The following is an 18,549-nucleotide window of genomic DNA, read 5'->3' as shown; positions in this document are numbered from 1 at the left end:
GCCGGGTTACCCACGGATTCAAGCCTGCGTTCGGCCAGCGTGGTTTAACGGGGCGCCTGAGATCAAGATCAAAAGCAGATCAAGATCAAGAGCGGCTCGCTGCGCATCGTGGTTACGGTTGGGCGATACAGCGTTGTGTGGATACCTATGCTCATCGGGGGCAAGCCCCCTCCCACATTTTGATCGGTGTCCGGCTCTAGTTTTTGGACTCAGTGATGATCTGACGAATAGCGCCAACAAAGGCTTCGGCCGGCTGGCCACCGCTGACCGCGTACTGGTCGTTGAACACGATGGTCGGCACCGAGGTCACGCCGCGGGTCAACCACAATTTCTCCTGCTCACGCACCTCGGCAGCATATTCGTCAGAGGCGAGAATATCAGCGGTGCGCTGGGGGTCCAGGCCAACGCTTTGGGCGATGATCGCCAGGGTTTTGTGGTCGGAAGGGTCCTGGCCGTCGGTGAAGTAGGCCTTGAACAGCGCTTCCTTGAGGTTGTACTGCAAACCTTCCAGCCCGGCCCAATGCAACAGACGGTGCGCGTCGAAGGTGTTGTAGATGCGGCTTTGGCCGTCGGTACGAAAGGCAAAGCCCAGCTCGGCGCCCATGTCGCGGATGCGCGCGCGGTTGGCCTGGGACTCTTCGGCGCTGGAGCCGTATTTCTCGCTGATGTGCTCGACGATGTTCTGCCCTTCAGGGGGCATCTTCGGGTTCAGCTCGAACGGCTGGAAATGAATCTCGGCCTGCACCTCGGCGCCAAGCTGATCGAGTGCCTCGGTCAGGCCGCGCAGGCCGATGATGCACCAGGGGCAGGATACGTCGCTGATGAAATCGATTTTCAGGGGAGTACTCATGATGGACAACCTCGCTGGCATTAATGCGGCGCAAAGCGACACGATACACCACCTCTACAGCAGCTTCGAACGCGCCCCCACGTCAACCCGCGCCCAGTGCGCCGCATCGTCGCGATGGGCCTGCAGGTAAGGCAGCACCGCCGCCAGCAACGGCGCCTTGAATGCTTCCTGAAAACGATGGGCCAGGCCCGGAATCAATTTCAGCTGGCTGCCCTGGATATGCGCGGCCAGATGAACGCCGTGCATCACCGGCAACAGCGGGTCGGCGGTGCCGTGCACTACCAGGGTCGGCACGCGCAATTGGTTGAGCAACGGCACGCGGCTCGGTTCGGCGAGGATCGCCATGATCTGGCGCTTCACGCCTTCGGGGTTGAACGCGCGGTCATAGGCCAACGCCGCCTGATGCAGCAAGGCCTGGCGGTCATCCTTCACCGTCGGGCTGCCCAGCGCCGCGAGCAGATCGGCTTGCTGCTCCAGGGCGACTTCGCGATTGGGCGCGCTGCGCCGCGACAACAACTGCACCAGCGCCGCATTCGGAGCGGGCAGGCCCTCGGCGCCGGAGCTGGTCATGATCAGCGTCAGGCTCTCCACCCGTTGCGGCGCCATCGCCGCCAGGTGCTGGGCGATCATGCCGCCCATGCTTGCACCCAGCACGTGGAATTGCCGAATCTGCAACGCATCCATCAAGCCCAGGGCGTCGTCGGCCATGTCGGTCAGCGTGTAGGGTGCCGCCACCGGCAGGCCGAGCTTGTAGCGCAGCACTTCGAAGGTCAGGTTGGCACTGGCCGGGGTCTGGCGCCAGGTTGACAGGCCCACATCGCGATTGTCATAGCGGATCACCCGGAAACCCTGCTCGCACAGGGCGACCACCACTTCATCCGGCCAATGGATCAACTGCCCACCCAGGCCCATTACCAGCAGCAAGGCAGGGTCGGACGCACGCCCGATACTCTGGTAGGCGATGCTCACCTGAGCCAGGTCGACCGTTTGGGTCGGGACATTGACATCACATCGAGAAGCCGCAAAAGACGGCAGGCCGAACAACAGAGCGGCCAGTAAAAGCAACACGCGCATGAAAAACACCGAAACGCAGAACCCCAGTAGAACGCGAGTCTGATGAACTTTGTTCAAGCGCGCTGCCACAGTTCGATGACAGTTTGATGAAGAGTGCCCAGCGGTCAGTCGATAGCTATATGCAGCCGACCGGTCGGCGCGTCGACCTCTAATAGGGCTTTGGCCTTCTAGAGCGAATCAGTCCCATGCTTGCTTCCATTGTCCTGCCTGCAGCGACACACCCATTATTGCAACCGACCATCGACGCGCCTCTGTTTTCGGACGCCACGCAACGCCTGCAGGATTGCCGGTCCGAGCTGCTCACCCTGATGCCCGGTATTCCAACGCTGCGTAGCACGATCAACCTGATGCTCCACGAGCAGCTTCAACTGGACGGTGAACGCGTGACCCTGGTGTTCCCCGCCACCGAGCAACGGGGGCGTAGCCGGATAGCCCTGACCGATGCTTGCCTCTACATGCAACAACACCCGGCATTGGACACCGCGCACGTGCCGCAGGCCAGCGTGGTCAACCTGCCACCGGCCCATGCATTGGCGCAGTACACCGTCGCCATGCTGCTCGATGAACTGAAAGTCCTCGACCTGGAGCAAAGCCTGGATGACCACTGGCTGCGCTACTGGCGTACGCAGCGCGCGCCTCATTCGCCGGTCACTTGCTACAAGCGGGTCATAGAGCTGTACCGAATTCACATCGAAGCCAGCGCCGAGCGCGCGCTCGCCGAGGGGCAGGTCCACACCGAAGTCCTGGACCCCGTGTTCTCGCTGCTCTATCCAGGGCCGGCCACGGCGCAGGCGCCAACACGCTACACCGAGCACGTTTTTCTCAAACCCCACGGCGCCCACGCCATCGCCCTGCCCGGCGCCTGGGTATTGAGCCTGGATACAGAACCGCCGGTCAGCCAATTGCTGTACCTGCCGACACAGGTGCCGGCATGGCAGGCATTCAGCAGCCGTGGGGCCATGGAGCGCTCGGTGCTCGACCGCCAGCAAGCGCTGTTCGGCACCACCGAGGTTGATCCTTTGGCAAGGGTCGAATACAAGGTCAACAGCAACCCGCTGGAAATGGGCATCACCCTGTGGTTGAAGCAGTTGACCGAGGAGCAGTACCAGGACGCTGTCCGCCCGCTCGCGAACGTGCCGCTGCACGACGCATTCCTGGCCCTCCAACACGTCGACGAGCTTGATGCCCAGCGTAAAACCCGATCGCTGTTTGCCGCGATGCCCGCACCGTCGGAATCGGCTGACGACACCGTGATCACTGCACACCTCCCTCAATTCGGCCTGCTGCACAACGGTGTCGATAGCCACCAGCGCAAGGCTTTAATGCAACACCACCGTCATGCGCTGGAAAACCTGCTGGGCAACGACACGCCAACGAGTGAGCGCTGGCAGTCATTCAAGCAACAATTGGACGCCCTCAGGGTGCAACAGCACGCCGCTGAAACGGCGGCGCGCGCCATGCTCAATCGAGCACCGCTGGATCTCGATGCACTCAACAGGCACTACACAGCGCTGTACCGGGCTCGCGTGCAAGGTTTGCGGATCGAGGCGCGCATCCAGCGCACCCTGGCGCAGATCAGTGAAGACGAACTGCACCTGATCGAAAGCGCCTTGGCCTCCCCCGCGCCTGACGTCGTCGCGCTGACACTGTCGGTTACTCAAGCCGGCCATTCAACGCCAACCCGTACCGAACTCAGTGGGCCACTGGTCTGGCTCCCACCCCTGACGGCATCGACGCCAGGACTCCATGACGGCGTGCATTTCATTTATTGGCCTGGCAGCGACGGCGGTTTGCAGCGCTTCGATTCGCGCCAGGCCCTTGAAGAAAGCGTATTCGGCATACAACCCCAGGATAAGCAACTGGCCCTGCAGTTCACCACGCTCACCCGGAACCCGTTCGACCATAGCCTCAGCAGCCAACAGCTTGCCTTTGAAGACCAGGCCGCGCGTATACGTCAGGCATGGCCAGGCGATGAACACGCCTCACAACGTGCCGCAGCGCTTGAAAAGCTGCGTGCGCAAACGCTGCCGGGCCTGTTGATACCCGATAACTCGGCGCGCGAGGCAGCGTACTTGTTGCTCATCGAGCAGCACAATGCGCGACTGCTGGCCGAACAACTACCGTCATGGCTGGGCGCCCAAGCCGTGGAAAAACGCGAGGCCCTCAAAACGCTCCTGCGCGCCTACGTACCGGCGTTGAAACGTGCGCAAGCGTTGCTGCAGCGCTCCCTGCCGCCACGCGAGGTGTTCGTGAGGCGCAAGATCGACGCGCGTATACGCAAGGATTTCGCCATCCAAAAAGGCTTTACGCTCCAACTGGAGATGCCAGACTCGGTGGAGCAGCGACGCGACACCATCGCCGGCTCCGCGCCGGGTACTCCGGTCAAAGTCATTGACGTGCCCAGTGCCAGTCGCAGCAAGGTATCCCTGGACGATCTGGCGCTACGCAACCTCGATGCCGATCTGAGCCTGCGCCTGGGGTTCGTGAGCGTCGAAGTGACCGCCGACGCCGCCGAGGAACGTGACACCCTCAAGGCAGGCGTCACAAAACGCTATCTGGCGAATCTGGTCACCGACCTTGACCTGGCCAGGCAGTACGAAGTCCGTATCCTTGAAGCCTTCAAGGGTGCCCCCGGGGAATCCATCCATCAAAAGCGCTACCGCCGCGAATGCCTGGTGGAGCCGTGGCGCCTGATGCTCAACATACAAGGCCTGTTGGCGCGCATGCAGAACCACATCAGCGCCGACGCACTGCAACTGCTCCAGACCGCCATCGATGCCGACACCCAGGCCGCCTGGAACGCAGGCGGCAAACGCATCCGCCTGCTACCGGCCCACCTCAGTGCCGGCGGCGCGGATACGCGCCAGCAAAGCCAGATCACGCTGTCGGGCATCACCTTCATCGAAGAACAAAACTCGGGCAACACCCTGCTTTACCTGCCCGACGCACCTGACGAACGCTACCTGCGCAGTTATGCCAGCCTCGAGCAGGCGCGCATTGCCCTGTTCGAACTGTGCCGGCTCGACACCATGGTGCAATACGTGGCGGGACGTGCGGTCCAGGGCGATGTGCAGGCACACGTCCAGCGCATCGACCACGCCACCGTCAAAGGCTACGACGCGATGATTCAGGCAGGTTTTCCCTGGCCAACCACCACAACGCTGGCCACCCACCAGTTGGACGCCCACATGGGCCGTCTGCTGGAGGCCCATCGAAAGGAGGCGCGCTCCAACGACGACCTGGCCCACGAGAAATACGCGCTCCAGAGCGGCAAGGTATTGAACGGCATCAAAATCGCCCTGTCGTTCATCCCCTTTATCGGCACGGCAGTGTCCCTGGCTGACGCCACCACCAGCCTGTATCAAGCCGTCGCTGCATTCAGGCGCGGTGACACCGCGCATGGCATCGATCAATTGGCTTCGGTATTCGAATGCCTGGTGTATGCGGCCATGGATGCGCTGGCGATTGCCGCTGCACCCAACGCGCGTGGCAGCGCGGCGCGGCAACTGAATGCCGCCCACCAACTTAAACAGGGCGTCGGCCTCAGCGTCTGGCGAGCCTTGAAGTCACGCCAGGGCGCGACTGCCCGACAACGCTTTGCCGGCTATGAACACCCCGGCATCCTTGAGGCCGGCAGCCTGCAACCGGTCCAGACCGGGCCCTATCGCCACACCCTGCGCCATACCTCAGGCGAGCATTACATCCTCAGTGAAGGTCGCCCTTTCAAGGTCCGGTTCGACGCCACCACCCACGAAATGCGATTGGTTGCCCAGGGCAAGTATTACTCTCCGGCCATTGCCCTGGATCAGGCCCTGCAATGGGATACCTATGGGGCCCTGCATGGCGGCCACCTCACCGGTTATGGCGGCGGCAGCCGGCGTACACGACGTGGCGCGTCGCGGGCACAGGCGAACGTCCCGGCGGCTGTCGCCCGGCAACTGCCTGCAGCGGCACTTGAGGTCAACATGCAGCGCCTTGATCTGGGCCAGTCACTGCAAAACCAGGCGCGTGACTTTTACGGCCAGGTCACCACGACCACCCACCACCTCAAGAAATTCACCAGCGACTATCCGGCCCAGTCCGCCATAGCCCCGCAAAAACTGGTGGACAGTAAAAACCTGGACATCGCGCTGACCAGGGACATTGATAATGGCAAGAAAATGCACGCGTCGTTCGAAACGGCCAAGCAACAGCACGTGCATATTCGCGACCTCGACTATGCCGAGGAACTGAACAGAACAGCGCACATCGTAGCGGACCGCTTGAACCATCTGATCCAAAACGCGAAAGACCGGGCCAGCGTTCTTATTGACCGGACAATCGAGATCACCGGCCAACTGAACGATTCATCTCATGCCCCAGGCGTACGTCAAGCACTGACCCGTGAAATCAGACAGTGTCGCCTGGACTCGCTGGACGAGCTGGACACGATAGAGCGCTCGATGAAAGACATGGGCCAGTGGGTCAAACACATCACCGTCAGACACACACGCACGGAGATCTCCTCCTACTTGAATGCCTGGAAACACCGGTTTACCGACCTGCGCCTGGCCAGCATGAGAAGCAGTAATCTCATGCAGGCGCTCACCCTGCGCACGGACACGATAACCATTGACTGGCTGTTCCAGGAGGTCGCCGTGCATCAATCCAGGAGCAGGTTCGACCGTGCGTTGACCACGCACATGACCCTCAACGAGGCCAATATCAGCCGGGTAGAACGCAACCGGGTATTGCACAACTGCATGAACGTCTACGAAGAACTGTCCCGTGACCTGAGCGCCTGGAACGCAAGCTCGCCGAACCATTTTGACAAAAGCTTTCTCACGCGCCTGCAAGACGACCTTGAACGCCTGATTCGAAAAGCTCAACGTGCAATCAAGAAACCCGCCTCCGAGCCAAAGCCGACCGCCACGCACGCCATCTTCGAAACCGAAGACGGGCAATTATTGATCGGCACCGAAAAACCGGCGGGGCAACAGTCCCCCAGGCAGTTCATCATCAGCGACGCAGACGGCGCGCCCGTTGAAATCTGGGACAAGATAGGCGATGGCAACACCTATCGCTTAAACACTCTCCAGAGCCGCCCGGTAACCGCCCCGCTGCCGCTGCCGACCGACATCAACGGCGTCGTCGCAAATGCCCAGGCGCGCTTGAGGGCAGCGGACACCTTCGAAAACCATGTCCGAAGCTACAAGACCATGGAGCCGGTCAACCTCGAGCACAGGCTGGTCACCGAAGCCAAAGAGCTCAGGTCCCGCGCCGACAACGTGCAACGCCTGGCCGCCGAGCACCCGATTATCGAACAACTGCGTACCCGCGCCAGCGCACTTGAGCAGGCCGGGGAAGGCCTGAGGGTCCAGCGCAGCCTGGAAAGCAGAACCCCAACCGAAGGCTATCTGGATTACCTGATCAGCAAGGGCCGAGTCGTGATTCGAAAGAAAGGCCCCCGCCAGAAGCTCAGGGATAAACGCCCGGATGGGCAAGACGACTATCTGCAGGAGTATGAGGTGTACGACACCGGCAAACAGGGGCCGGCCGACAAACCGATCTGGTACGCGCATTTTCACTATGACGCGCAGCATTCACCTTTCGACGGTTTCTCCAAGGCACATTTGAAGCGCCACGATCAACAGTACCTGGGCATGAAATGGCAAGCCGCTAGAGCGGGTGCCGGAGCGACCTTTGCGGACACGGCCATCTGGCGCGGCAATATTGACAAGCCCTTTGCACGCGCGCACTTCCAACCACTGGGGTGAACCGAATGGCGCGAGGGCCAACATGAATACGGCTCAATGTCTTATCATTGCGCATAAATTTAATTCATGGAGACCACCGTGCTCGAAATCCGCCACCTCAAGACCCTGCACGCCTTGCGCGAAGCCGACAGCCTGGTGGAGGCCGCCGAGCGCCTGCACCTGACCCAGTCCGCGCTGTCCCACCAATTCAAGGAGCTGGAAGAGCGCCTGGGCATGCAGTTGTTCGCGCGCAAGACCAAGCCCGTGCGCTTCACCAGCGCCGGCCTGCGCCTGCTGCAACTGGCGGACGCGACCCTGCCCTTGCTGCGCGGCGCCGAACGCGACATCGCGCGGCTGGCTGGCGGTACGGCTGGACGCCTGCACATGGCCATCGAATGCCACAGCTGCTTCCAGTGGTTGATGCCGACCATCGACCAGTTCCGCGATGCCTGGCCGGAGGTCGAGCTGGACCTCGCCTCCGGCTTTGCCTTCGCGCCATTGCCGGCACTGGCGCGTGGCGACCTGGACCTGGTGGTGACTTCCGACCCGCTGGAACTGCCGGGTATCTCCTATGTGCCGCTGTTCACCTACGAAGCCATGCTGGCCGTGGCCAACCAGCACGCGCTGGCAAACAAGGCGTACATCGTGCCCGAGGACCTGCTGACTGAAACCCTGATCACCTACCCGGTGGAACGTGACCGCCTGGACATCTTCACGCGCTTCCTGGAACCGGCCGACGTCGAGCCCGCTCAGGTACGCACCTCGGAGCTGACGGTGATGATGATGCAATTGGTGGCCAGCGGCCGTGGCGTGTGCGGCATGCCGCACTGGGCGCTGCATGAATACAGCTCGCGCGGGTATGTGAAGGCCAAGCGGCTGGGCGAGAAAGGTTTGTTCGCCACGCTGTATGCGGGGATTCGGGAGGACATGCTGGATGCGCCGTACATGCGCGACTTTTTGCTGACGGCCAAGGACACGTCGTTTTCCACCCTGGATGGGGTCAGTGCAGTGCGCTGAGCGCCGCCGGCAAACAGGTGGGGCTTGCCCTGATGTTGTAGGAGCGAGCTTGCTCGCGAAAAACTCACAGGCACCGCGTTCATTCAGGAAGCACGCGTTATCGTTGAGGTTTTTCGCGAGCAAGCTCGCTCCTACAGTGGGTATCAGTGATCGGTCAATTCGCGCCACAGGTGGATCTTGTCGAAATACTCATCCCCCACCCGCACCGCCAGCGGCTCCAGGCCGTACTGGATGAAACCGCAGCGCTGGTAGAGCGCAAGCGCTGCCTCGTTGCCGGCAGTCACCGTCAGCTGGATCAACTTCAGGCGCGGATGCCGGCGCGCTTCCACCAGCGCCGCCTCTACCAACTGCCGGCCCAGGCCTCTTTGCTGATAAGCCTGGGTCACGTACATGCCGAACAGGGTCACTTTGTGCCGCGCCTTTTCCCGAGGCTCGAATGCCAACCCGACAATACCCGCCAGTTGATCGCCCTCGAAGGCGCCGAGCAGCCGATCCAGCGGGCTGTCGAGGCGTTTTTCCCACCAGCTCAACGGCATCGCTGCGCGCTCGGCAACGCTGGAGGTGAACGCCTGGGGATAAGTGTCGTAAGCCTCAAGCATCAACGCGCGATAGGCTTGCGCATCGTCGGCGTCCAGCGGGCGAATCATCACGCGCCAGCCAGCGAGTCGCGATAGAACGGCAGGATCAAATCGCGCGTCAGAGGCGCCAGGTGCAGACCACCGTCGCCTGCTGGATCGATCCAGCGTATTTCTTCAATTTCCGCGGCCGGAGTGACCGCCACGTCGATGTGCAACTGGAACAGCTCGGCCTGCACGGTGAAGCCCGGTTCGTTGGCGGCGGGCGCCGAGAACTGGCCGAGGTACAGCGCTTGTGCCGGGTCGATGTGCAGGTTCAGTTCTTCATGCAGCTCACGGGCGAGCGCCTCCACGGCCTGCTCGCCAGGGTCGATCTTGCCGCCCGGTTGCATGAAGGCCAACGTCCCGCGCTTGCGCACCAGCAACGTTTGGCCCTCTTTATCGATCAGGACGGCAGCGGCGATGCGAATGGTTGAGTGGCTCATGTAGGAAGGGTTATCTCGTCAGGTTGCTTGATAAATACGCTGTATTTTGCCCCCTCCATCGCCTCGAATGCGATCAGTTTGTCCACCAGCGGCAGGTTCAGCACCTTGCCGGCGTTGAGCAATAACATGCCATTGTCGGCATTGAGGTTGCGCGCCAGCACCATACCGTCCTCCAGTTCGCGCGTGGTGAGGACTTTGACCGTGGGATCACCCAGTGTCACATCGCTGAGAAAGGTGGCGCAGGCCTGGACAAAATCCTCGACCAATTGCGGGTCATACAGGCGCCCGGCGTACTTGCGGATATACAGCAGCGCTTCGTCGCTGTTCAGGTGCCGCTCCAGGATCAGGCCCTTTTGCAGCTCGATGAAGTCCACGGCCAACTTCAACAGCCGCGAACCCGGCGGGATCGCGTCGCCCTTGAGGTGGTCGGGAAATCCCGAGCCGTCCCAACGCTCCTGGTGATGCCGAATGATGCGCGCCGCGTCCTTCATCGGCTCCAGGGTCATCAGCAACGACTCGCTCTGGGTCGGGTATTCGCGATACAGCTCACGGTCGGTGCTGTGCAGCCTGTCCGACGGCGCAACCATCATGCTGTCGTTCCAGCTCAACTTGCCGATGTTGTACAGCGCGGCGGCCATGGTCAGGTCGCGCGTGTCGGCTTCATCGATGGATTGGGTGGTGCAGTACACGCGGACCAATTCGATCAACGCGCGGTTGGTCTGCTTGTCCTTGGGCAAGCGCAGGTTGGCCAGCAGGGAAAACACTTCGGTACCGGTCACGTAGCTGCGCTTGAGTTCGTCGTAGGCCAGGTCGAGCATGTCGGCGGTCTGTTGCAACTCGGCGGTGCGCGCCGTCACGCGTTTTTCCAGCGTGGCGTTGAGCGCCTTGAGCTGGTCGTTCTGCGCATGGGTGAGACGCTCGAGCCGCTGGTGTTCGAGGGTTTGCTGCAGGATCAACTGCAACTCTTCGTCATTCCAGGGCTTGCTGATGTAGCGGTGAATCTGGCCGTCGTTGATCGCCTTGACGATGGTGCTCAAGTCGGCATAACCGGTGAGCAGAATGCGGCGGGTGCCCGGGTACAGACGGTGGACCTCGGCCAACAGTGTGGCCCCGTCCATACCGGGCATGCGCGCATCGCTCATCACCAGGTCGATGGGCCGGGTCGCCATGATCTCCAGCGCCTGGGCACCGCCGGTGGCCAGCACGACGTCATAGGGCTGGCTGCGCAACAGGCGGCGCAGGCTGTTGAGGATCGACTCTTCATCGTCAACCAGCAAAACGGCAGGCTTGGTAGCGAGTGGTTCATCCATGGCGACTCTGCCTTCAAATTAAATCAAATTAAGCTCGATGGAACCAGTGTGCCGGGCCTGTCCAGGCCGAGCGCGCGAAAGCGTTGTTGATTTGACGCCAACTCACCGTCGATATCAAGCGAGCTCGGCTATGCTGTCAGGGCAAGTCGCCAGCATGGGCGAAGGTGGGCAGCACGCTACCGACGCCAATCACCAGGCCCCGGGCCGCAAGGAGTGCTCGCTTGAGCAACGTTTCAATCGCTTTCCCAGGCTTTGTTTTCGCGTGGTGCCTGGGCATCGCCGCGCCGCTGGCGGCCGCACCGCTGAACGAGGCGCTCAAACCTTTGCCGACGGCACCGGCGCTGGACCCGGCCAGGGTGGAGCTGGGTCGCCAGTTGTTCAACGAGCCGCGCCTGTCGGCCAACAACCAGTTCTCCTGTGCAAGCTGCCACCGGCTGGAAGCCGGCGGTGCCGATGACAAACCGTTCTCCCTCGGCGTTGACGGCAAACCGGTGGCGTTGAACACCCCTTCGGTGTTCAACGCCAGCCTGAACTTCAAGCAGTTCTGGGATGGTCGGGTGGACACGCTGCAGGCCCAGGTCGAACAGGTCGTGACCAGCCCGCTGGAAATGGGCAGCGATTGGCAGACCGTGGTGCGCAACCTCTCTGCCCTGCCCGCCTACCAGCGCGCATTCAGGCAGGCGTACCCCGACGGCATCAGCGCCGCCAATGTGCAAAACGCACTGGCGACTTACGAGCGCACCTTGCTGACGCCCAATTCGCGATTCGATCAGTATCTGCAAGGTAACACCGAGATACTGACCACCCAGGAAAAGTACGGCTACCAGCGCTTCAAGGATTACGGCTGCATCGCCTGCCACCAGGGCGTGAATATCGGCGGCAACATGTTCCAGAAATTCGGTGTGATGGGCGACTACTTCAAGGCGCGCGGTAATCCGCTGGCGTCCGACCTCGGACGTTACCTGCTGACCCGGAACGAAGACGACCGTTACGTGTTCAAGGTGCCCAGCCTGCGCAATGTGGCCGTTACCGCACCGTATTTTCACGACGCGTCGGCCAGCACGCTGGAAGAAGCGGTCGATGTGATGTTCAAGTACCAACTGGGGCGTAATCCGACCCAGGAAGACAAGGACCTGATTATCCAATTTCTCAAGACCCTGACCGGCGAATGGGCGGGCAAGCCGTTATGAAACGCCTGACACGCCTGTATCGCCGCCGCGCCAGCCAACTATTGCTGGGCCTGATGACGCTGTTCCTCGCCTCCACCCTGGTGTTTTTGTACCTCAAGTCGTCCCGCGACCAAACCGCCATCTATACCCAGTCGCGGGACCTGATCCGCCAGCTCCAGCAGCTCAATGCGCAATGGGACAGCGAAGTGCTCAAGGCCCGTATCGCAATCACTCACGACTACGACCCCCTGGTCATGCCGCTGACGGAGATGACCCGCCTCTGGGCGCAACTCGAGAGCCGCGCTACCGACCACGGTGCTACCGACCTGTCGGGCTGGCAAGCCGGCCAGGCGGCCTATCAGGCGGCCATCCAGGAAAAAGCCCGGCTGGTGGACCAGTTCAAAACCCACAACGCCGTGCTGCGCAACTCACTGGCGTTTCTGCCAACCGCCGAAGATGACATCCAGGCCCAATTCAACAGCATGGACGATGAACGCCGGCTGCAGCTGCAGGACGTGGCCACCGACACCTACGACCTGCTGCTCAGCAGCCTGGAGTTCGCCCAGGTCACCAGCGACGAGCGCGCCGCCGATATCCTGGTGGGCCTGGGCAAACTGGCGATCAACAAACAAAGCCTGCCCAGTGAGTTCCAGGCGCCGGTGGATACCCTCAGCAACCATATTTCGCTGATCCTGCGCGAACAGCCGGTGGTCAACAGCCTGCTCGAGCGGATTGCCGCCGTGCCCGTGGCCGAGCGCCTCGACGCGCTGACCACCCACCTCAATCAGGACCAGCAGGCCGCCGACCTCGTTGAACATCGATACCATCGCTACCTTTTAGTGTTCTCGACGTTACTGGTGGTGCTGTTGCTTTACCTGGCCGTGCGCCTGCAGCGCAGTTTCGCCGAGATCAACCGCGTCAACCGTGCCTTGCAGTCGGCCAACGAAACCCTGGAGCAATTGGTGGAGCAACGCACCCAGGCGTTGCAACTGGAAATCAACGAGCGCAAGCACCTGGAAAGCCAACTGGTGCAGTCCGAAAAGCTCGCCTCATTGGGGCAACTCGCCGCCGGCGTCGCCCATGAGATCAACAACCCGATGGGCTTCATTTCATCCAACCTCAGCACCCTCGAGCGCTACTTCAACCAGCTGCAACAGATGCTCGAAGCTTATCGACACAGCGAAGCGTTGATCCCGCAGCAGAACCCGCGCGACCGGCTCGATGCATTGCGCGCAGAGCTGGAACTGGATTTTCTCAAGGAGGACATTCCGCTGCTGATCCGTGAGTCCAAGGATGGCATTGGCCGCGTGGTACAGATCGTCAAGGACCTGAAAAACTTCTCGCGGGTGGATAACGACCAGACGTGGCAGTTCGCCAACCTGCAACACGGCATCGATTCGACGCTGAACATCGTCGCCAGCGAACTCAAGTACAAGGCCGATGTGATCAAGCACTACACGCCACTGCCGGACATTGAATGCCTGGCCTCGCAGCTCAACCAGGTGGTAATGAACCTGGTGATCAACGCCGCCCAGGCCATGGGGCCGGAGCGCGGCACCATCACCATCAGCAACGGCGTGGACGGCGACACGGTCTGGCTGCAAGTGACGGACAACGGCTGCGGCATTGCCGCCGACACCGTACAGAAGATTTTCGACCCGTTCTTCACCACCAAGCCGGTGGGCGAAGGCACCGGGCTGGGGCTGTCACTGTCCTACGGCATCGTCAAGAAACACCGGGGGAATATCTCGGTCAGCAGTGAGCTGGGCAAGGGAACGACGTTTCGTGTGGTGCTGCCGATCCGGCAGACGGCGGCGCAGGGCACGCCGCCAAAAAACCGGACTGCTCACCGGTCTTGAATTGACACGGCTATCGCATCATGCGCAATGCGCAACTTTCTCGACTTCCTTGCAGATCTGAGCGCCCTTGGCAATTTCCGCAGTACGCAAATCATAGGCGGTCTGCAAGTTCAGCCAGAACTGCGCGGATGTTTCCAGTGCAGCCGCCAAACGCAACGCGACATCTGCGCTGATACTGCGACGCATCAATACGATGTCATTCACCGTGGGCGCGGATACGTGCAGCGCCCTCGCGAGCGCTGCCGCAGTCAGGCCCAGCGGCTCCAAGTATTCTTCCTTGAGAATTTCTCCAGGATGTACGGGACGCATGCCATTCTTAAACATGATTCACCTCAGTGGTAATCCACAATTTCAACGTTTTCCGGACCATTAGGCCCCCAAACGAAACAGACCCGGAACTGACCATTGATTCGGATACTGTGCTGCCCTTCTCTGTCACCATACAACTGTTCCAACCTGTTTCCTGGCGGTGACCGCAAATCGGCGAGGTCAACTGCAGCATCAAGCATGCTCAACTTTCGTTCCGCCACAGAAACGATGGCAGACCAACGCCGGGTTCGGCCGGTTTCAAAAAGGGTTCGTGTGTCAGCGCATTTGAAGCTTCTTATCATCGCTTAATGCTTAACGTTATTCGTTAATGACTGACTTTACATGGCTTTCTTGAATATTCAACTGACACGGATATACGGCGACGAGCGGTCTGGGAAAACAGTCAAAAACAGCCGCTTTGGGAACCAGAGCGGCCTGTGAGGAGCGTCCCGCAGTGGCCGATAAAACCGTTGTCACGACTTTGCGGCGCGCAACGCGGTAGCCAGGCCCACGGCATCCGACACCTCGTGCAAGCCGGTTTTGACGGAGCCCGGCGTGGCCTCGTTCTTTCTCACCGCGTCGAAGTAGCCTTTGGCAACGGCCTTGTAGTCCCCAGTGGCCGCGCCGACCAGCGCCTGGTCAAAGCCATCTGTACAGGTCTTGTTGAACCCGGCCAGTGCGCCACTGACAGCGCTCTCGCCATTGGACTTGGCCTTTGCAATGCCCAGCAACACGTTACTCATGCCAGGGATAAACCACAGGTTCTTGCCGGCCTCGGCGGCGAACCGCTGAAGCTTTCCCGGTTGAGTGCCGTCGCGGTTGACGTGGGAAGCCTCGTGCCGAGCGGCCCCCATCCGCTGCCCGGAATGAGCGACTGACTGTTCACGGCCGACTGCCGGGGGCAGGCCTTGATTGATAATGGAATGGCCGGAAACAGCAGACGAGATCGGCATGAGCGATGACTCCAGAGGCAGGGGAAAGCGGGCGTCCTGCACCGATAGTGGCTACCTTTCAGCCAACGGTTCCATGGCGTGCGCCTGCCGCGACAGGGCCTTCAATCCTTGTCGCGTGTTTGGATACGGGCGCAGAATGCCGGATCGACCTGAAGAGTCCGAACCAAGGAAAAAACCGTATGAGCCTGTCGTTACTAAGCCGTTACGCGTTCTTTGCCGCATGCGTCATATTCACTCTGGGCAGCCTGCCCTTTATCCAACACGAATGGCTGTGGCCCGTCACGCTGGTCACCGGGCTCCTCAGCCTGATCGGCATTTTCGACCTGCTGCAAAGTCCCCACGCCGTGCGCCGCAACTACCCGATCCTGGGCAACATTCGTTATCTGATGGAAGCCATCCGCCCGGAAATTCGCCAGTACCTGCTCGAATCCGACAGCGATGCCCTGCCCTTTTCCCGAGCACAGCGCTCGCTGGTGTATTCGCGCGCCAAGAACGAAACCGCCGACAAACCTTTCGGCACCTTGATCGATGTGTATCAGGCGGGCTTCGAGTTCATCGGCCACTCCATGCGGCCCGCACCGTTGAGCGACCCCAGCGCCTTTCGCGTGATGGTCGGTGGCCCGCAGTGCACACAGCCGTACTCGGCGTCGGTGTTCAATATTTCGGCGATGAGCTTCGGCTCGCTCAGTGCCAATGCGATCCGGGCGCTGAACCAGGGCGCCAAACTGGGCAATTTCGCCCATGACACCGGCGAAGGCAGCATCAGCCCCTACCACCGCGAAAACGGCGGCGACCTGACGTGGGAACTGGGCAGCGGCTACTTCGGCTGTCGCACCAGCGACGGCCGTTTCGACCCGCAACGCTTCGCCGTGCAAGCGCAGGACCCGCAAGTACGCATGATCGAAATCAAGATGAGTCAGGGCGCCAAGCCCGGTCATGGCGGGATTTTGCCCAAGCACAAAGTCACCCGGGAAATCGCCGACACCCGTGGCATCCTGATGGGCGAAGACTGTATTTCACCGTCGCGCCACAGTGCATTTTCCACGCCCATCGAGCTGATGCACTTCATCGCCCAACTGCGTGAGCTGTCCGGCGGCAAGCCGGTGGGTTTCAAGTTCTGCCTGGGCCACCCGTGGGAATTCATGGGCATTGCCAAGGCCATGCTCGAAACCGGCATCCTGCCGGACTTTATCGTGGTCGACGGCAAGGAAGGCGGTACCGGCGCCGCACCCGTGGAGTTCACCGACCACATTGGCGTGCCCCTGCGCGAGGGCCTGCTGTTCGTGCACAACACGCTGGTGGGCCTGAACCTGCGCGACAAGATCAAGCTCGGCGCCAGCGGCAAGATCGTCAGTGCCTTCGACATCGCCAGTGTGCTGGCCATCGGCGCCGATTGGGCCAATTCGGCGCGCGGCTTCATGTTCGCCATCGGCTGCATCCAGTCGCAGTCCTGTCACACCAACAAATGCCCGACCGGCGTGGCGACCCAAGACCCGCTGCGCCAACGCGCGCTGGTGGTGCCGGACAAGGCCCAGCGGGTATTCAACTTTCACCGCAACACCCTCCATGCCCTGGCGGAAATGCTCGCCGCCGCCGGGCTTGATCATCCGTCGCAGCTGTCGGCCAAGCACTTGGTGCGCCGCATGTCGGCAACCGAGATCAAATTGTTCTCGCAGTTGCATGTGTTCCTCAAGCCGGGCGAGTTGCTCACCGGCGAGGTGAACGGCGAGTTCTATTCGCGGATGTGGCAGATGGCGCGGGCGGACAGCTTTGAGCCGCATGAGGTGGCCGCTGCCTGATTCCTCCAGTAAATGCCTGCCCGGACGCCGGGCAGGCCGTCGAGACATTCGGTAATACCCAGCCTTTGCAATTGCCTACAAATACCGCCAACCTGCGCCCGCCCGACGCGCGCATACGAAAACGCCCGCGCTCGCTAATCTACATTCAACAACTTGTTCAAGAGCCCGCAGCAATGCTGAACGGACGCGACCCGCGCATCGATTTTTTTCGGGGCCTGGCGTTGATCTTCATATTCTGGGATCACGTGCCCCACAACCCCTTGGCCAATGTCACCGTGCAGAACTTCGGGTTCAGTGACGCCGCCGAAATCTTCGTCTTCCTGGCCGGCTACGCGGCGGTGCTGGCGTACGGCAAGATCCTGCAGCGCGATGGCTACTTCATTGCCTGCCTGAAAATCCTGCGCCGGGTGTGGACGCTCTACGTGGTGCATATTTTTCTGCTGGCGCTGTTGATGGGCATCGTGATTTTCGCCAACAGCCATATCGAGACCCGTGACCTGGTGCAGGAGATGGGCCTGGAGTATTTCCTCAACAATACCCAGCAGGCCCTGGTCGATGAGTTGCTGCTGCGCTTCAAACCCAACCTGACCGACCCGTTGCCGCTGTATATCGTGCTGATTCTCAGCCTGCCCCTCACGCTGCCCTTGCTGTTGCGTGCGCCGAGGGTGGCAGTGGCCATTTCTGTGACGGTCTACCTGCTGGCGCCCTGGCAGGGCTGGAACCTGCCGGCCAGCAACGGCGGGGTGTGGTATTTCAACCCGATCACCTGGCAATGCCTGTTTATCCTTGGCGGCGCAGCGGCCTTGCGTGCGGCGCGCCCGGTTGAACAGCGCCCGCTGCTGCGTCAACCGTTGTTCATCGCGGCGGCGGCTTATGTGGTGACGGCGTGCGTGATCACCCTGTCGTGGCGCTGGCCCGACGTGCACGATGCGTGGATGCCGCGCCTGATCGGCGAATGGCTGTACCCGATCAGCAAGACCGACCTGTCCCCCGTGCGCTTGCTGCACTTCCTGGCGCTGGCCTACGTCACCGCGAAATTGCTCCCCGGTGTCGGCTGGACGCAACAGTGGCTGGCACGGCAACTGGCGCGAATGGGGCGCTACTCCCTGGAAGTATTTTGCCTGGGCGTGGTCCTGGCGCCGTTGGCGGACATGGTCAACGCGCTGACCGGCGATACCTTCGTCATGCAGGTATTCACCGCGCTGGTGGGGGCCGCCGTGATGATCTTGTTTGCCGCGTGGCTGGAGTTCAATCGGCAACTGGACCAGCGCAGGGCCGCTGCGCTCCAGCCGCCGGCGGTCTAGCACAACGCTGTAGCCTCAACCGTAACCACGATGCGAAGCGAGTCGCTCTTGATCTGCTTTTGATCTCAGGCGCCCCGTTAAACCACGCTGGCCGAACGCAGGCTTGAATC

General features: G+C 61.3%; 14 protein-coding genes. 6 read left to right on the top strand and 8 right to left on the bottom strand.

The features are described from left to right. Positions 1–196: 196 nt before the first annotated feature. Positions 197–850: a DsbA family oxidoreductase gene (locus BFP93_RS17645; RefSeq protein ID WP_065894033.1), complete on the bottom strand. Its 654-nt coding sequence runs from the start codon at positions 848–850 to the stop codon at positions 197–199. A gap of 54 nt (positions 851–904) precedes the next feature. Continuing rightward, positions 905–1,924 carry an alpha/beta fold hydrolase gene (locus BFP93_RS17640; RefSeq protein ID WP_065894032.1) on the bottom strand — a complete coding sequence of 340 codons (1,020 nt, stop codon included), beginning with the start codon at positions 1,922–1,924 and terminating at the stop codon, positions 905–907. A 185-nt stretch (positions 1,925–2,109) separates the two neighbouring features. On the opposite strand from BFP93_RS17640, the gene BFP93_RS17635 reads away from it, so the two are divergent. Then, positions 2,110–7,680 (top strand): dermonecrotic toxin domain-containing protein, encoded by a 5,571-nt coding sequence (locus tag BFP93_RS17635; protein WP_256095220.1) that lies wholly within the window; start codon positions 2,110–2,112, stop codon positions 7,678–7,680. A 78-nt stretch (positions 7,681–7,758) separates the two neighbouring features. Next, positions 7,759–8,676, top strand: a complete 918-nt coding sequence (gene metR, locus BFP93_RS17630) for a transcriptional regulator MetR (protein WP_065886448.1) — start codon at positions 7,759–7,761, stop codon at positions 8,674–8,676. A 143-nt stretch (positions 8,677–8,819) separates the two neighbouring features. On the opposite strand, the gene BFP93_RS17625 is transcribed toward metR, so the two are convergent. From BFP93_RS17625 to BFP93_RS17615, 3 genes are read right to left on the bottom strand one after another with little or no spacing between them, the layout of a single operon-like run. Beyond that, positions 8,820–9,326 (bottom strand): GNAT family N-acetyltransferase, encoded by a 507-nt coding sequence (locus tag BFP93_RS17625; RefSeq protein WP_065894031.1) that lies wholly within the window; start codon positions 9,324–9,326, stop codon positions 8,820–8,822. After that, on the bottom strand, positions 9,323–9,736 hold the full coding sequence (locus BFP93_RS17620; protein ID WP_065885970.1) for an NUDIX hydrolase: 414 nt from the start codon (positions 9,734–9,736) through the stop codon (positions 9,323–9,325). Before BFP93_RS17620 ends, BFP93_RS17625 begins: the two co-directional genes overlap by 4 nt. Then, positions 9,733–11,046 carry an HD domain-containing phosphohydrolase gene (locus BFP93_RS17615; protein ID WP_065894030.1) on the bottom strand — a complete coding sequence of 438 codons (1,314 nt, stop codon included), beginning with the start codon at positions 11,044–11,046 and terminating at the stop codon, positions 9,733–9,735. The genes BFP93_RS17620 and BFP93_RS17615 overlap by 4 nt, the downstream gene beginning before the upstream one ends. A gap of 221 nt (positions 11,047–11,267) precedes the next feature. Between BFP93_RS17615 and BFP93_RS17610 the strand changes: the two genes are divergently transcribed. Both BFP93_RS17610 and BFP93_RS17605 read left to right on the top strand, forming a co-directional pair. After that, the gene (locus BFP93_RS17610; protein WP_065894029.1) at positions 11,268–12,236 is read left to right on the top strand and encodes a cytochrome-c peroxidase; all 969 of its coding nucleotides are present in this window, start codon (positions 11,268–11,270) and stop codon (positions 12,234–12,236) included. Next, positions 12,233–14,074, top strand: coding sequence for a DAHL domain-containing protein (locus tag BFP93_RS17605; protein WP_256095219.1), 1,842 nt, complete (start codon positions 12,233–12,235; stop codon positions 14,072–14,074). The genes BFP93_RS17610 and BFP93_RS17605 overlap by 4 nt, the downstream gene beginning before the upstream one ends. Before the next feature lie 18 nt (positions 14,075–14,092). Here BFP93_RS17605 and BFP93_RS17600 read toward each other — a convergent pair whose 3' ends face one another. From BFP93_RS17600 to BFP93_RS17595, 3 genes are all read right to left on the bottom strand, one after another. Further along, entirely contained in the window at positions 14,093–14,398 is a 306-nt protein-coding gene (locus BFP93_RS17600; protein WP_065894027.1) for a HigA family addiction module antitoxin, read from the bottom strand. A gap of 8 nt (positions 14,399–14,406) precedes the next feature. Beyond that, positions 14,407–14,685 carry a type II toxin-antitoxin system RelE/ParE family toxin gene (locus BFP93_RS27640; protein WP_083205687.1) on the bottom strand — a complete coding sequence of 93 codons (279 nt, stop codon included), beginning with the start codon at positions 14,683–14,685 and terminating at the stop codon, positions 14,407–14,409. Between the two features lie 171 nt (positions 14,686–14,856). After that, positions 14,857–15,336: a hypothetical protein gene (locus BFP93_RS17595; RefSeq protein WP_065894026.1), complete on the bottom strand. Its 480-nt coding sequence runs from the start codon at positions 15,334–15,336 to the stop codon at positions 14,857–14,859. Positions 15,337–15,515: 179 nt separating this feature from the next. Here BFP93_RS17595 and BFP93_RS17590 point away from each other — a divergent pair, with 179 nt between their 5' ends. After that, entirely contained in the window at positions 15,516–17,135 is a 1,620-nt protein-coding gene (locus BFP93_RS17590) for an FMN-binding glutamate synthase family protein (RefSeq protein ID WP_065894025.1), read from the top strand. 173 nt (positions 17,136–17,308) lie between these two features. Continuing rightward, positions 17,309–18,439 carry an OpgC family protein gene (locus BFP93_RS17585; protein WP_065894024.1) on the top strand — a complete coding sequence of 377 codons (1,131 nt, stop codon included), beginning with the start codon at positions 17,309–17,311 and terminating at the stop codon, positions 18,437–18,439. Positions 18,440–18,549: the final 110 nt, after the last annotated feature.

It is taken from the genome of Pseudomonas sp. 44 R 15 (assembly GCF_900004965.1).
GTDB lineage: Bacteria > Pseudomonadota > Gammaproteobacteria > Pseudomonadales > Pseudomonadaceae > Aquipseudomonas > Aquipseudomonas orientalis_A.
Note: the sequence above shows the minus strand (reverse complement) of the source record. Positions and strands in the feature narration are given on the sequence as shown.

Excerpts from the sequence above, each read along its gene's own strand:
- BFP93_RS17645 (WP_065894033.1), bottom strand. The coding sequence starts at position 850 with ATGAGTACTCCCCTGAAAATCGATTTCATCAGCGACGTATCCTGCCCC.
- BFP93_RS17595 (WP_065894026.1), bottom strand. The coding sequence starts at position 15,336 with ATGCCGATCTCGTCTGCTGTTTCCGGCCATTCCATTATCAATCAAGGC.
- BFP93_RS17590 (WP_065894025.1), top strand. The coding sequence starts at position 15,516 with ATGAGCCTGTCGTTACTAAGCCGTTACGCGTTCTTTGCCGCATGCGTC.
- BFP93_RS17605 (WP_256095219.1), top strand. The coding sequence starts at position 12,233 with ATGAAACGCCTGACACGCCTGTATCGCCGCCGCGCCAGCCAACTATTG.
- BFP93_RS17585 (WP_065894024.1), top strand. The coding sequence starts at position 17,309 with ATGCTGAACGGACGCGACCCGCGCATCGATTTTTTTCGGGGCCTGGCG.
- BFP93_RS17600 (WP_065894027.1), bottom strand. The coding sequence starts at position 14,398 with ATGTTTAAGAATGGCATGCGTCCCGTACATCCTGGAGAAATTCTCAAG.
- BFP93_RS17620 (WP_065885970.1), bottom strand. The coding sequence starts at position 9,736 with ATGAGCCACTCAACCATTCGCATCGCCGCTGCCGTCCTGATCGATAAA.
- BFP93_RS17635 (WP_256095220.1), top strand. The coding sequence starts at position 2,110 with ATGCTTGCTTCCATTGTCCTGCCTGCAGCGACACACCCATTATTGCAA.
- BFP93_RS27640 (WP_083205687.1), bottom strand. The coding sequence starts at position 14,685 with ATGATAAGAAGCTTCAAATGCGCTGACACACGAACCCTTTTTGAAACC.
- BFP93_RS17640 (WP_065894032.1), bottom strand. The coding sequence starts at position 1,924 with ATGCGCGTGTTGCTTTTACTGGCCGCTCTGTTGTTCGGCCTGCCGTCT.
- BFP93_RS17615 (WP_065894030.1), bottom strand. The coding sequence starts at position 11,046 with ATGGATGAACCACTCGCTACCAAGCCTGCCGTTTTGCTGGTTGACGAT.